Annotated in this window: 14 protein-coding genes and 1 tRNA gene; 3 read left to right on the top strand and 12 right to left on the bottom strand. The window is 66.7% G+C overall.

All coding sequences use genetic code 11. From position 1 onward, the window contains the following. Positions 1 to 3 precede the first annotated feature (3 nt). The 9 genes from nuoE to AC5P53_RS05935 form a co-directional block, all read right to left on the bottom strand. Complete coding sequence (gene nuoE / locus AC5P53_RS05975) at positions 4 to 531, bottom strand: NADH-quinone oxidoreductase subunit NuoE (RefSeq protein WP_014647867.1); 528 nt, start codon at positions 529 to 531, stop codon at positions 4 to 6. Between the two features lie 97 nt (positions 532 to 628). Continuing rightward, positions 629 to 1,936, bottom strand: coding sequence for an NADH-quinone oxidoreductase subunit D (locus tag AC5P53_RS05970; RefSeq protein WP_014647868.1), 1,308 nt, complete (start codon positions 1,934 to 1,936; stop codon positions 629 to 631). Then, entirely contained in the window at positions 1,933 to 2,682 is a 750-nt protein-coding gene (locus tag AC5P53_RS05965) for an NADH-quinone oxidoreductase subunit C (protein WP_014647869.1), read from the bottom strand. The genes AC5P53_RS05970 and AC5P53_RS05965 overlap by 4 nt, the downstream gene beginning before the upstream one ends. A 33-nt stretch (positions 2,683 to 2,715) precedes the next feature. Beyond that, positions 2,716 to 3,270 carry a NuoB/complex I 20 kDa subunit family protein gene (locus AC5P53_RS05960; RefSeq protein WP_005417936.1) on the bottom strand — a complete coding sequence of 185 codons (555 nt, stop codon included), beginning with the start codon at positions 3,268 to 3,270 and terminating at the stop codon, positions 2,716 to 2,718. After that, positions 3,261 to 3,617, bottom strand: coding sequence for an NADH-quinone oxidoreductase subunit A (locus tag AC5P53_RS05955; RefSeq protein ID WP_008265012.1), 357 nt, complete (start codon positions 3,615 to 3,617; stop codon positions 3,261 to 3,263). Before AC5P53_RS05955 ends, AC5P53_RS05960 begins: the two co-directional genes overlap by 10 nt. A 111-nt stretch (positions 3,618 to 3,728) precedes the next feature. Beyond that, a tRNA-Leu gene (locus AC5P53_RS05950) sits at positions 3,729 to 3,813 on the bottom strand. 51 nt (positions 3,814 to 3,864) lie between these two features. Continuing rightward, a complete protein-coding gene (secG, locus tag AC5P53_RS05945; RefSeq protein WP_014647871.1) occupies positions 3,865 to 4,302 on the bottom strand; it encodes a preprotein translocase subunit SecG in 438 nt (145 codons plus the stop codon). 31 nt (positions 4,303 to 4,333) lie between these two features. Continuing rightward, positions 4,334 to 5,089: a triose-phosphate isomerase gene (gene tpiA / locus AC5P53_RS05940; protein ID WP_053495921.1), complete on the bottom strand. Its 756-nt coding sequence runs from the start codon at positions 5,087 to 5,089 to the stop codon at positions 4,334 to 4,336. A 668-nt stretch (positions 5,090 to 5,757) separates the two neighbouring features. After that, the gene (locus AC5P53_RS05935; protein ID WP_032956201.1) at positions 5,758 to 6,693 is read right to left on the bottom strand and encodes an isopenicillin N synthase family dioxygenase; all 936 of its coding nucleotides are present in this window, start codon (positions 6,691 to 6,693) and stop codon (positions 5,758 to 5,760) included. 194 nt (positions 6,694 to 6,887) lie between these two features. Between AC5P53_RS05935 and AC5P53_RS05930 the strand changes: the two genes are divergently transcribed. The 3 genes from AC5P53_RS05930 to AC5P53_RS05920 are packed head-to-tail and all read left to right on the top strand — an operon-like array spanning position 6,888 to position 10,781. Beyond that, positions 6,888 to 8,765, top strand: a complete 1,878-nt coding sequence (locus tag AC5P53_RS05930) for a DUF3413 domain-containing protein (protein ID WP_241887539.1) — start codon at positions 6,888 to 6,890, stop codon at positions 8,763 to 8,765. Between the two features lie 20 nt (positions 8,766 to 8,785). Further along, positions 8,786 to 9,931 carry a glycosyltransferase family 4 protein gene (locus tag AC5P53_RS05925; protein WP_014647875.1) on the top strand — a complete coding sequence of 382 codons (1,146 nt, stop codon included), beginning with the start codon at positions 8,786 to 8,788 and terminating at the stop codon, positions 9,929 to 9,931. Then, positions 9,924 to 10,781 carry a polysaccharide deacetylase family protein gene (locus AC5P53_RS05920; RefSeq protein ID WP_049407821.1) on the top strand — a complete coding sequence of 286 codons (858 nt, stop codon included), beginning with the start codon at positions 9,924 to 9,926 and terminating at the stop codon, positions 10,779 to 10,781. The genes AC5P53_RS05925 and AC5P53_RS05920 overlap by 8 nt, the downstream gene beginning before the upstream one ends. Before the next feature lie 78 nt (positions 10,782 to 10,859). Here the strand turns inward: AC5P53_RS05920 and glmM are convergent, their stop codons facing one another. From glmM to trpA, 3 genes are all read right to left on the bottom strand, one after another. Further along, positions 10,860 to 12,221, bottom strand: a complete 1,362-nt coding sequence (gene glmM, locus AC5P53_RS05915; RefSeq protein WP_014647877.1) for a phosphoglucosamine mutase — start codon at positions 12,219 to 12,221, stop codon at positions 10,860 to 10,862. Continuing rightward, on the bottom strand, positions 12,221 to 13,096 hold the full coding sequence (accD, locus tag AC5P53_RS05910) for an acetyl-CoA carboxylase, carboxyltransferase subunit beta (protein ID WP_241887540.1): 876 nt from the start codon (positions 13,094 to 13,096) through the stop codon (positions 12,221 to 12,223). Before accD ends, glmM begins: the two co-directional genes overlap by 1 nt. A gap of 261 nt (positions 13,097 to 13,357) precedes the next feature. Continuing rightward, on the bottom strand, positions 13,358 to 14,167 hold the full coding sequence (gene trpA / locus AC5P53_RS05905; protein ID WP_241887541.1) for a tryptophan synthase subunit alpha: 810 nt from the start codon (positions 14,165 to 14,167) through the stop codon (positions 13,358 to 13,360). Position 14,168 lies beyond the last annotated feature (1 nt).

The following is a 14,168-nucleotide window of genomic DNA, read 5'->3' as shown; positions in this document are numbered from 1 at the left end:
CCCTTACTCCAGCCCGTCCAGCAGCTCGTCGACCTTTTCCAGGGTCAGACGCTCATGGTAGTGACCGTTGATGACCATCATCGGCGCGCCGCCACAACCGGCCAGGCACTCTTCCTCGCGCTTGAGGTAGACGCGGCCGTCCGGGGTCGATTCACCGTGCTTGATGCCCAGCTTCTTCTCGCAATGGCGGACGATGTCCTCGGCGCCATTGAGCCAGCAGCTGATGTTGGTGCAGATGGCCACGTTGTTGCGGCCCACCTTCTCGGTCTCGAACATCGAGTAGAAGCTGGCGACCTCGTAGGCCCACACCGGCGGCAGGTCGAGGTACTTGGCGACGGCGGCGATCAGCTCGTCGGTCAGCCAGCCCTGGTTCTGCTCCTGGGCCGCATGCAGGCCCTGCAGCACGGCAGAGCGCTTGCGGTCCGGCGGGAACTTGGACAGCCAGTGATCGATGTGAGCGCGGGTCTTGTCGCTCAGCACCACCATCGGGTCGACGTCGCGCGCCGCCTCGAAATTACCTGTCGCCTTCATCGGCCGACCTCAGCGAAATGCATAACGTGAAATTCCAGAAACTGCGGCGCCGGCTTGCGCCGGCTGCCTGCAGCGGGCGTTGGCGTGGCGGACGGCATTACCGGTCAACCTCGCCGAACACCAGGTCATAGGTACCGATCATCGCCACCACGTCGGCCAGCATGTGGCCGCGCACGATCGAATCGATCGAGGACAGGTGGGCGAAGCCCGGTGCGCGCAGGTGCACGCGGAAGGGCTTGTTGGCGCCATCGGAGACCAGGTAGCAGCCGAATTCGCCCTTGGGCGCTTCCACGGCCGCATAGGTTTCACCCGCCGGTACGCAATAGCCTTCGCTGAACAGCTTGAAGTGGTGGATCAGCGCTTCCATGTCGTCCTTCATGTCCTCGCGCTTGGGCGGAGCGACCTTGAAGTTCTTGACCATGACCGGGCCGGGGTTGGCCTTCAGCCACGCCACGCACTGCTTGATGATGCGGTTGGATTCGCGCATTTCGGCGACGCGGACCAGGTAGCGGTCGTAGCAGTCGCCTTCCTTGCCCAGCGGGATGTCGAAATCGACAGCATCGTACTTGGCGTACGGGCGCTTCTTGCGCAGGTCCCAGGCCACGCCAGAGCCACGCAGCATCACGCCGGTCATGCCCCACTGGTGTGCCAGTTCCGGAGTGACCACGCCGATGCCGACGGTACGCTGCTTCCAGATGCGGTTGTCGGTCAGCAGGGTTTCGTATTCGTCGACGCGCTTGGGGAACTCGACGGTGAAGTTCTCCAGGAAGTCCAGCAGCGAGCCTTCGCGCGAAGCATTGAGCTGCTTCAGCGCCTTGCCCTTGTGCCAGCGCGATTCCTTGTACTTCGGCATGTGGTCCGGCAGGTCGCGGTAGACACCGCCCGGGCGGTAGTACGCCGCGTGCATGCGCGCGCCGGAGACCGCTTCATAGCAGTCCATCAGCTCTTCGCGCTCACGGAAGGCATACAGCATCACGGCCATCGCACCCAGGTCGAGCGCGTTGGAGCCCAGCCACATCAGGTGGTTGAGGATGCGGGTGATCTCGTCGTACATGGTGCGGATGTACTGCGCACGCTCCGGCGCCTCGATGCCCATCAGGGTCTCGATCGCGCGCACGTAGGCGTGCTCGTTGCACATCATCGACACGTAGTCGAGGCGATCCATGTAGCCGATCGACTGGTTGAACGGCTTGGACTCGGCCAGCTTCTCGGTGCCACGGTGCAGCAGACCCACGTGCGGGTCGGCACGCATGATGGTTTCGCCGTCCATTTCCAGGATCAGGCGCAGCACACCGTGAGCGGCCGGATGCTGCGGGCCGAAGTTCATGGTGTAGTTGCGGATTTCCTGCCGGCTTTCGGCGGCGTTGCTGGCGAACGCTTCGCCGGCCTGGTGTACGTGGCTCACTTCACTGCCTCCTGCGCGCGCTCACCGGCTGCGGTCTGCAGACGGGCGTCGTCACGGATCACGCGCGGCACGCCGACACGCGGCTCCACCGAGGTGACCGGTTCGTAGATCACGCGCTTCTTTTCTTCGTCGTAGCGGACTTCGACATTGCCGATCAGCGGGAAGTCCTTGCGGAACGGATGGCCGACGAAACCGTAGTCGGTCAGGATCCGGCGCAGGTCCGGGTGGCCTTCGAAGATCACGCCGTACAGGTCGAACGCTTCACGCTCGAACCAGTTCAGGCCCGGCCACACGCTGGTCAGCGAGGACACCACCGGCAGCGCTTCGTCAGGGGCGAAGCAGCGCAGGTGCATCATCAGGTTGTGCTGGTACGAGCGCAGCTGGGCGACCACGGCGAAACGCTGGGTCGGCATGTGCTGCGGGCGGGCACCGTCGGCACCGTTTTCCTCGGTGGGGAACTCGCCCCACGCGAAGCGGCCCTGGGCCTTGCCTTCGACGCCACGGCTGAAGCCCTGCGAGGACACGTCGGCGGTGTCCCATTCGTCGGAGCCATAACCGAGGTAGTCGACGCCGCACAGATCCACGGCCTGCTCGAAACCAAACTCGTCACGCAGCGCCAGGGCGGTGGCGTGCCACTCGGCGGCAGGCACTTCCAGCGTCACTTCGCCGCGGGGTTCGACCACGATGACCTTCGCACCAGCGAAACGTGCGGAGAGTCGGTCGATGAAGGATGCTTGCTCTGCCATGGGGGCTTGGCGCGCTCTTGTCAGGTGAAGGGGTCAGCGGGCGATGGTCTGTGTACGCCAGATCTTCTTCTGCAGCTGCAGGATCCCGTACACCAGCGCCTCGGCGGTCGGCGGGCAGCCCGGGACGTAGACGTCCACCGGCACCACGCGATCACAGCCGCGCACGACAGAATAGGAGTAGTGGTAATAGCCACCGCCGTTGGCGCAGCTACCCATCGAGATGACCCACTTCGGGTCCGGCATCTGGTCGTAGACCTTGCGCAGCGCCGGGGCCATCTTGTTGACCAGGGTACCGGCCACGATCATCACGTCGGACTGACGCGGCGACGGGCGGAACACCACGCCGTAACGGTCAAGGTCCAGGCGCGCGGCGCCGGCGTGCATCATCTCGACCGCGCAGCAGGCCAGGCCGAAGGTCATCGGCCACATCGAGCCGGTGCGCGCCCAGTTCAGCAGTGCGTCGACGCTGGTGGTGACGAAGCCCTTTTCCAGCAGCGGGTTGTCGCCTTCCGGCCGCAGGATGTCATCAACCCGGCCTTCCGGCGACGGGTTGTTCATGAGGCCATCGAGAGTCTGAATCACTCCCATTCCAGCGCTCCCTTCTTCCAGACGTAAATGAAACCGAGGAACAGCATGCCGACGAACAGGCCCATGGTGATGAGCGAACGGGCGCCCAGCTCCATGAAGACCTGGGTCCACGGCACGATGAAGATGATTTCCAGGTCGAAGACGATGAACTGGATCGCGATCAGGTAGTAGCGCACGTCGAACTTCATGCGCGCGTCTTCGAAGGCCTCGAAGCCGCACTCGTACGGCGACAGCTTTTCCAGATCGGGGCGGCGGGGACCGAGGAATCGACCAACCAGCATCAGCGTAATGCCGATACCGGTGGCAACGATCAGAAACAGCAGAGAAGGCAAATATTCGGCCAGCACAGCGATTCTCTCTTGCCTCTGCCGCCGCGCCTGCAGGCGCTTTGGCATGGGGGAGTGGACGGGAACCTGCCTGGCGCCTTGCGCGCCAGACGAACCCGCTTTACTTACAAATGGTGCCCAAGAGGGGACTCGAACCCCTACGACTTGCGTCGCTACCACCTCAAGGTAGTGCGTCTACCAATTCCGCCACCTGGGCAAACGATCACATCAGACTATCTTCCCGATGCGCCGCGTATTGTAACCGGCTTCAGTGTTTCTGGGAGCCTTCCGAAGGCTTTTCTTCACCAGAAACCGAAGATTCCGCCTGAGCCGGCACATTCGCCGCCGGAACCGGGGCGGCCGGGACCGGATCGGCCTTCGGAACGGCCGGCAGTTCGCCCGCCGGAGCAGCCGGCGCGCTGGCCGCCGGGGCGGACATCAGGCCCAGGTCCTGGTCGGCCGCCGGACGGGTGCCGTGACCGGCATACCAGGCCATGAAGAGACTGATGCCGAAGAACACGACGGCCAGCCACTTGGTCGACTTGGACAGGAAGTTCGAGGCGCCACGCGCACCGAACACCGTACCCGAGGCGCCGGCGCCAAAGCCCGAACCCGCCGCCGCACCCGAGCCACGCTGCATCAGGATCAGCGCGATCATGGCCACAGCGACCAGCACGTAGACGACATTGAGGATCAACATCAGCATTGGAAACCGCCCTCGGACAATACTTCTAGGATTAGTTCGCGGCCGCCGCCCGTGCGATGGCCAGGAAGTCCGCGGCCACCAGGGAGGCGCCGCCGACCAGCCCACCATCGACATCCGGCTGCGCGAACAGTTCCCCGGCATTGTCGGGCTTCACGCTACCGCCGTAAACAATGGGCAGTGAATCAGCAATTCTAGCATCGAAGCGCGCAACTTCGCCACGGATGAACGCGTGCACCTGCTGTGCCTGCTCCTTTGTAGCGGTACGGCCGGTACCGATGGCCCAGACCGGCTCGTAGGCGACCACGGCCTTGGCAAAGCCGGCCGCACCGACCAGCTCCAGCACCGGCGCCAGCTGGCTGGCGATGACCGCTTCGGTCTGCCCGGCCTCGCGCTGCTCCAGGGTCTCGCCCACGCACAGCACCGGCACCAGGCCGGCATGCTGGGCGGCGGCGAACTTGCGCGCGACCAGCTCGCTGCTTTCATGGTGATACTGGCGGCGCTCGGAATGGCCGACCAGGCCATAGCGGGCCCCGACCTCGACCAGCATGGCCGCGCAGACCTCGCCGGTATAGGCGCCCTTCTCGTTGCTGCTCACGTCCTGCGCGCCGAAGGCCAGGCCGGTCTCGCCGAAGTCCTCGACCAGCTCGCCCAGGTACGGCAGCGGCGGCAGGATCACCACGTCCACCCCCTCCAGCGGCAGCCCGGCGGCCACCTGCCCCAGCAGTTCATTGGCGAATTGACGGCTGCCATGCAGCTTCCAGTTTCCAGCGACGATCTTGCGGCGCATGAGCGGGTGGCTCCTGTGTGAAGTCAGCCGGTCATGATACCCGTTGCGGCAAAAATCCGTTTCCTTGTAAGCGGTTACATGGATTTTCAGCCAACGGCGCAGCCCCTCGTGGCGGGAGTTTGTTTGGGTTGGTCGCGGAAAGCCCGGTTGGATTGGTGGGCTTGGCCGGGCGGGTGGGGATGGCGGGGGACGCCGTAAACCCGTCCGTGGGGGCTTGGCCGCGGCATCCATGCCGCGGACACCCCCGTCATCCCCACCCGCCCGGCCTCCGACACATTCCGGCGGTTCCGCCCGCCACGGAAAGAAAAAAGAAGAGCAAGAGCAAAAGCGGCATACCACGTGCCCTGCCCCACTTCGATCTGACAGATCTCATCCACGCATGGCGTGGATCTACCGTGTCGAGCAAGGTCGACACCCACCAACCGTCACCGGGAAACTGTCGAAGGCGGGGAGGTGTCGGATGGCGGGGTGTGCGCGGCATGGATGCCGCGGCCAAGCCCCCAGGGATGGGTTTACGGCGTCCCCGCCATCCGACACCTCCCCGCCTCCCCACGGAACACCCCAGAGCCGCTTTGGCTTTGGACTTGCCGGCCAGCGGCCGGCACTACCGCGGGTGCAGGGTGCAACCCTGCAAAGAAAAGGCCGCCTTTCGGCGGCCTCACTTTTCCTTACTTCAGCTTGATCTCGCGCAGGCGTTCCTCGAGGAAGCCGTGGGCGGTGATCGCCTCCGGATACCGGCTCGGGTTCTCCGGGGTGATGCACGAGGGCAGCACGTCGATCAGGAAGTCCGGGTTCGGGTGCAGGAAGAACGGCACCGAGTAGCGCGGCTGGCGCGCCAGGTCACCCGGGGGGTTGACCACGCGGTGGATGGTCGACGGATACACGTGGTTGGTCAGGCGCTGCAGCATGTCGCCGATGTTGACCACGATCGTGTCCGCATCTGACGTAAATGGCACCCACTCGCCGTCATGCGACTGCACTTCCAGGCCTGCGGCACTGGCGCCGACCAGCAGGGTGATGAAGTTGATGTCGCCATGGGCACCGGCACGCACGTTCGGGATGTCGTCAGTGGTGATCGGCGGGTAGTGGATCGGGCGCAGGATCGAGTTGCCGAAGTTGGTCTTGTCGGCGAAGAAGTCTTCCGGCAGGCCAATGTGCAGGGCCAACGCGGACAACACGCGCGACCCCAGGTTGTCCAGCGCCTGATACAGGCCGTAACCGCGCTCACGGAAACCTTCGACCTCGGCCGGCCACAGGTTCGGCGCCATCACGTCCCGGTACTTGGAATCGTCGGCGATCTCGCGGCCGATGTGCCAGAACTCCTTCAGGTCGAAATGCTTGGAGCCCTTGGCGGTTTCCACGCCGAACGGGGTGTAGCCGCGGGCGCCGCCGCTGCCGGCCACGTGGTACTTGCGCTTGACCTCTTCCGGCAGGGCGAAGAAAGCCTTGAAGGCATCGTAGGCCGCGTCGATGTCGGCCTGCGGGATGCCGTGGTTACGGATGCCCGCGAATCCCCATTGGCGGTAGGCCGCGCCCAGCTCGGCCACGAAGGCCTCGCGGTCGCTGTCGAAACGGGTGATGTCGAGGGTGGGGATCTGGCTCACAGCGGTTCCTGGCTTGTCGTTGGGTCTGAGGGGGCCAACGCATTCATGGCCCGCCTGAACATTGTGACAGATCGCCCGGGGGACGCCACTCGATACACGGAAACAAACCGATACAATGCGCGACCCGCGCGCGGAGCAACGCTTCCGTCACGTTGGCCCCGCCCCTCTCCTGCACCCCCTGAACCTGCCCCACCATGCCCGCAGCTGCCCCTGCCGCCCCTGCCATTGAAGGTTCCGCCCGGCGCTGGCGGCGGCTGGCCTGGTGGTCGCTGTTCATCGTCGGCAATGCGGTACTGGCCGCGGCGATTGCGCTGGGCAATGTACCGCTGCGTGACAATCCGGGCGGCGGCGCCGGCCTGGCCTATCTGGCGGTCGCCCTGCCCGGCCACCTGCTCGCGTTCGGTGCGCTGGCCGGCCTGCTGCCGCTGCTGCTGGGCCTGTGGCCACGCAGCGCGCGTGCGCTGAGCATCAGCGCGGCCGTGCTGCAGGGCCTGTGGCTGTGCCTGCTGCTGGTCGACGCCAAGGTCTTCACCCTGTACCGCTTCCACCTCAATGCCATGGTCGTGAACATGGTGTTCGGCGGCGCCCTGCAGGACCAGGTTGCCCTGTCCTGGAAGACCTGGCTGCAGGTCGGCCTGCTGGTTGCCGCGGTCTTCACCGCCGAGGGCCTGCTGGCTTGGGCGTGCTGGAAACTGCTGCCGGCCGCGCCGCGCCGTCGACGGGTGCTGCAGGCCTGGGCGGTGGTCGCGCTGCTGATGGCCGGCGGCCAGGTCGCCACGGCCTACTACGACGCCCGCGGCGACCGTGATGTGATCGCGCAGTGGAACTACCTGCCGTGGGCGCAGCCGATCACGGCCAAGAGCTTCATGCGGCGCCTGGGCGTGGTCAGCCAACAGCACGCCGGCCTGCCCGACCCGCGCCATGCGCAGCTGCTGTACCCGCTGCATCCGCTGCGCTGCCAGAGCCCACATCGTCCCAACGTACTGATGGTGGTACTGGAGTCGCTGCGCCACGATGTGCTGACACCGCAGCTGATGCCCAACACGTCGACGCTGGCGCAGGATGCGCGCGTCTTCGACCACCATTTCAGCACCGGCAATGCCACCCGCTACGGCCTGTTCGGACTGCTCTACGGCCTGCCCGGCGGCTATTGGCCGAGCATGCTTGACGAGCAGCGTGGCTCGCAGCTGTTCCAGGTGCTGGGCCAGCAGGGCTACGACCTGCACCTGTACGGCAGTGCGCCGTTGTACAGCCCGGAGTTCGATCGCACGGTGTTCGCCGATGTCCGCGACCAGCTGCACCAGGGGCCGGCAGCGCTGAAGTCAGACGGCCGCGACCGCGCGATCATCAGTGCGCTGCAGCAGGACATCCGCGCCAGCCAGGCCGCGCAGCGCCCGTGGTTCGGCTTCGTGTTCCTCGACTCCACCCATGCGCCCTACCACATGCCCGAGGGCTATCCGGCGGTGGCCACACCGATGGCCGCCGATATCGATTTCCTCAAATTCGGCCCGGAGCATGACCCGACGCCGGAACTCAACCGCTACCGCACCGCCGTGCACTATGCCGACAGCCTGATCGGCTCGCTGCTGGACGACCTGCGCGCACAGGGCCTGGCCGAGGACACCATCGTGCTGGTCACCGGTGACCATGCCGAAGAGTTCAACGACCTCAAGCTGAACTACTGGGGCCACAACGGCAACTTCTCCGACTATCAGCTGCAGGTCCCGTTCGTGCTGCATTGGCCGGGCAAGGCCGCTGGCCACGACGCACGCACCAGCTCGCACGAAGACTGGGTGCCGACACTGATGCGCCACGCACTGGGTTGCGAGAACGCACTGGCCGATTACAGCACCGGCCAGGACCTGCTGGCCGAGCCGCAGGGCACGCGTGCGCTGGTGGTCGAAAGCTGGTCGCAGCGCGCGGTGCGCCATGGCGATGCCATCTATGTGTTCGACAAGTTCGGCAACGCCACCGCCCTGGACCTGCGCTACCGGCCGCTGCCACAGCAGGCGCCCGATGCGGCCGCCGTACGCACTGCATGGGAAGCGCTGACCCGCTTCCGCAACCGCTGACCCTCAAGGATCGATCCTGCATGAACCGTCCGCTGCGCATCCTGCACACTGAAGCCGCCAAGGGAATGGGCGGGCAGGAGATCTACATCTTCCGCCACATGCAGGTGATGCGCGCGCGTGGCCACGAGGTGGCGCTGCTGTGCCAGCCCGAAGCGCGACTGGCCCAGCTGGCACGCGATGATGGTTTCACCGTGCATACCCTGCGCATGGGTGGCCTGCTGCGCCTGCTGCGCGGCATCTGGTCGGTCTCGCGCCTGGTGCGCCGCGAACGCTATGACGTGGTCAACACCACCAGCCGCCGTGACGCACTGATCGCCGCCGCCGGTGCACGCCTGGGCGGCACGCCGCTGGTGGTGCGCTCGCGCCACCTGATGAGCCCGGTCAACTCGCTGCTGACCTATACCGGCCTGCCGCACCGGGTGCTGACCGTCAGCAGCTTCGTCAAGCAGTTGCTGGCCGCGCGCGGCATTCCGGCCGAACACATCGGTATCGTGCCGCCCATCGCGGTCCCGCCGCGCTGGAGCGAAATCCGCAAGGACGACCCCTGGCAATGCCTGCAGGAGGTACGCGCGGACGTGCGCGCCGAACTCGGCTTCGGCGAACAGGACATCGTGGTCGGTTGCGTGGCGGTGCTGCGCGAACCCAAGGGTCATGCCGACCTGCTGCAGGCGATGGTGCCGCTGTGCAAGACGCACCCGAACCTGCACCTGGTGGTGGTCGGCGATGGCCAGCCGGTCATGGACCGGCTGCAGGCGCTGCGCGACGAGCACGGGCTGCAGCAGCAGGTCCATCTGCTCGGCTATCGCGATGGCGCATGCCGGCTGATGGCTGGCTTCGACATCTTCGCGCTGGCATCGCACAAGGAAGCGGCCGGTACCGTCTTCCTGGAGGCCGCCTATGTCGGGGTGCCGATCGTGGCCACGCGGGTGGGTGGCGTGCCGGAGATGGTGGTGGATGGCAGCAATGCGATCCTCACCCGGCTGGGCGACAATGCAGCCCTGACAGGCGCCCTGCGCCTGCTGGTGGACGATCCGGAACGGCGGCGGCAGATGGGCCGCGCCGGGTGGGACTGGATGCGCAGCGCGCACCGGTTCACTCCCGACGGCCACGGTGAGACCACCGAACACTATTACCACCAGTGGCTGAAGGAGCTGGGACATGGCTGATGCCCGAACCGTACCGGTGCTGATGCACCACCACGTCAGTCCGTCGCCGGGCATGATCACCGTGTCACCGGAGAATTTCGAAAGCCAGATCGCGTGGCTGGCCGGCAACGGCTGGACGTCGCTGACACTGGACCAGTACGCCGGCTTCCTGGCCGGCAAGCCGGTGCCGCGCAAGTCGATCGTGATCACCTTCGACGATGGCTACCTGGACAACTGGGTGTATGCGCACCCGATCCTGCAGAAGTACGGCATGCACGCGGTGGTGTTCGTGGTCACCGGCTGGATGGGCGAAGGCCCGGAGCGGCCCCACGCCGGGCTTGCCGGGGCAACGTTGCCTGCCACGCCGGACCATCGCGGCTGCGAAGCGGCGATCTACGAGCAGAACCGCAGCGACGACGTGATGATGCGCTGGAGCGAAGCGCGCGCGGCCATCGCCGCCGGCACCTTCGAAGTGCATTGCCACACCCATACCCACACCCGCTGGCTGCGCCGCGACGACCTGGACCGCGCACAGCGCCGTGCCGGCCTGAGCCACGACCTGGCAGTCTCGCGCGACGTCCTGCAGGACAAGCTTGGCGAGGTGTCCGATACGCTGTGCTGGCCCTACGGCGATTTCGACCAGGACCACATCGAGGTGGCGCGCGAGCACGGCTTCCGCTACCTGCATACCACCCACCCGTTCGGACGCAATGTGGTGGGCGGCGACCCGGAGCGCATCTATCGTTTCGCGATCCGCAACCGCCCGGCCAGCTGGCTGCGAAAACGCATCGCACAGAGCTACAACCCGCTGATCGCACCGCTGTTCAATGGCTTCAAGGCACGCCAGAAGAAGATGGTGCCGGGGCCGTAGGCAACCCACCGCCCTGCCCCTTCAACGAAAACGCCCCGGCATTCCGGGGCGTTTTCGTTGGGCAGATGTGCAGCGGCCTCAGGCGGCGGCTTCACGTACCGCCGCGGACAGTCGATCCAGCGTGTCCTGCATCAGCGTCGCATCATCGGCTTCGACCGTGACCCGCACCACCGGCTCGGTACCGGACGGGCGCAGGAACGCACGGCCACGGCCGGCCACCGACTGCTGCGCGACAGCCAGCGCGGCCTGCACGCTGCCGGCCTGCACCGTGGCCTTGGCCGAGACATTGCCCAACCGCACGTTGACCGTCTTCTGCGGCACCCGCACCAGTCCTTCCAGCGCCTGGCGCAGGGTCTGCCCGCTGTTGCGCAATGCCACCAGCACCTGCAGCGCGCTGACGATGCCGTCGCCGGTGGTGGCCCGATCCAGGCACAGCAGGTGGCCGGAGGCTTCACCGCCGAGCACGCCGCCGCCTTCCATCAGCGCCTGGTGCACGTAGCGATCGCCGACATTGCTGCGCACGAACGGAATCTGCAGGTCGGCAAATGCCTTCTCGACGCCGTAGTTGCTCATCAGCGTGCCGACCACCGGGCCGCGCAGGCGGCCTTCGGCTTTCCATGCACGGGCCAGGATATACAGCAGGTCATCGCCGTCGACCGGGTTGCCCTGGTCGTCGGCCATCAGCACGCGGTCGCCATCCCCATCGAAGGCGATGCCGAGATCGGCGCGGGTTTCGCGGACCTTGGCCGCCAGGTTGTCGATGTGGGTGGAACCCACGCCGGCGTTGATGTTGACGCCGTTGGGCTCGGCACCAATGCCGATCACCTCGGCGCCCAGTTCACGGAACAGCAGCGGCGCGATCTGGTAGGTGGCGCCGTGCGCGCAGTCCAGCACCAGGCGCACGCCACGCAGGTCGAACGCGCGCGGCACGCTGGCCTTGCAGAACTCGATGTAGCGGCCGACCGCTTCGCGCGCACGCGACGCCTTGCCCAGCTTTTCCGATTCGGCGGTGGTGAACGGGATGTCCAGCGCCGCTTCCAGGGCCAGCTCGGTGGCATCGTCGAGCTTCTCGCCCTGGGCGGAGAAGAACTTGATGCCGTTGTCGTAGTGCGGGTTGTGCGAGGCGCTGATGACGATGCCAGCGTCCACGCCAAGCGTACGGGTCAGGAACGCCACCGCCGGGGTCGGCATCGGCCCCAGCAGCTGCACGTCCGCACCGGCGGCGACCAGGCCGGCTTCCAGTGCCGCTTCGAACATGTAACCGGAGATGCGGGTGTCCTTGCCGATCACCACGATCGGCCGGCGCCCGTCCTGGCCGCGCTGGTCGACCAGGACACGGCCCAGGGCGTTGCCCAGGCGCAGCACGAAGTCGGCCGAGATCACGCCCTGGCCGACCCGTCCACGGATGCCATCAGTACCGAAGTACTTGCGGCCTCCCATCAAGCCACCTCCGGCGCCGGCTGACGGCCCAGCATTGCCAGCAGATCGGACAGGCGGTCGCGCATTTTGCGACGGTCGCAGATCTGGTCGATAGCGCCGTGCTCCAGCAGGAATTCCGAGCGCTGGAAGCCTTCCGGCAGCTTCTCGCGCACGGTCTGCTCGATCACGCGCGGGCCGGCGAAGCCGATCAGCGCCTGCGGCTCGGCGATGTTGATGTCACCCAGCATCGCGAAGGAAGCCGACACGCCGCCGGTGGTCGGATGGGTCAGCACCGAGATGTACGGCAGGCCGGCTTCACGCAGCTTGCCCAGCGCGGCCGAGGTCTTGGCCATCTGCATCAGCGAGAACAGGCCTTCCTGCATGCGGGCGCCACCGCTCTGCGAGAAGCACACGTAGGGCGCACCGATCTCGACCGCGGTTTCCGCGGCCAGTGCGAAACGCTCGCCGACCACCGAGCCCATCGAGCCGCCCATGAAGGCGAAGTCGAACGACGATGCCACCAGCGCACGGCCCTTGAGCAGGCCGCGCATGGCGATCAGCGCGTCGTACTCGCCGGTGTTCTTCTGCGCGATCTTGATGCGCTCGCTGTACTTCTTCTGGTCCTTGAACTTGAGCAGGTCGGTCGGCCCCAGGCGCGCACCGATCTCGGTGGTGCTGTCGGCATCGAACAGGGCAGCCAGGCGCGCACGCGCACGGATCGCCATGTGATGGCCGCACTTCGGGCAGACTTCCAGGTTCTCTTCCAGTTCCGGACGGTACAACGCGCTGCCGCAGTTGCTGCACTTTTCCCACAGGCCCTCGGGGACACTGCGCTTCTTGCTGGGGGTGTTGTCGGTGCGGATGCCGGACGGCATCAACTTGCTGAGCCAACTCATGCGGGAGGACACTTCCGTTCAGGGCGGCCCGGGGGCCGCAAAGGCGGACAGTCTAGCTCCGCTTTCCCCGCCCGTGCACCCCCTTGCCAGACACGGGGCAGCCGGAAAAAACCATGCTGGGACGTACGTTTAGGTGCTGGGGCGGTGCCTGCCGCTGGCCGGCAGCCCTTGCGTGCAGACCGATGGGTAGTGCCGGCCGCTGGCCGGCAGCCCTTGCACGCGAGCCCTCAGGAGGATGCCGGCCAGCGGCCGGCACTACCGTTACGCGTCCAGCGCCTGCCTCAGCGGGGCGAGGAAGGCCCGGGCGTGCTGCGCGGCCTCTTCCGCCGAGCCCGCTTCGGCCAGCGCCGCCACCAGCGCGCTGCCCACCACCACGCCGTCGGCCTGGCGGGCCATGGCCGCGGCACTGGCGGCATCCTTGATGCCGAAGCCCGCCACCACCGGCACCGACGCACGCGCGCGCAACGCCTGCAGGCGGGCACTGGCGGCATCGCTGTCCAGGCGCTCGGACGCGCCGGTGACACCGGCAAAGCTGACGTAGTAGAGATAGCCACGGGCCAGCGCCAGCAGCTTGTCGGCTCGCGCCTCGCTGGTGGTCGGCGACGCCAGCAGTACCAGCGCAAGGCCGGCTGCGTCGAACGTCTGCTGGGCGTCGCCCGCTTCTTCCGGCGGCAGGTCGACCAGCAGCACGCCGTCCACGCCGGCGTCGACGGCGGCCTTGGCGAAGGCCGCGTAACCGTGGATCTCCACCGGGTTCAGGTAGCCCATCAGCACCACGGGGGTCTGCGCATCGCGCTCGCGGAACTGCGCCACGGCCTGCAGGACGTAGCGGCTGCCGGCGCCGCGCGCCAGCGCGCGCTCGGAGCTGCGCTGGATGGTCGGGCCATCGGCCATCGGGTCGGAGAACGGCACGCCCAGTTCAATCACGTCGGCGCCGGCGTCGACCAGTGCGTGCATGACCGGCACGGTGGCCTCCAGCGAGGGATCACCGGCCGTGACGAAGGGGATCAGCGCCTTGCGCTGCTGTTCGCGCAGACGCTGGAAACAGGCATCGAGTCGGGATACGGACATT

Source organism: Stenotrophomonas sp. YJH_SMC_82 (assembly GCF_059368875.1).
The sequence above is the reverse complement of the archived record's forward strand: the minus strand, read 5'-3'. Positions and strand labels throughout refer to the sequence as shown.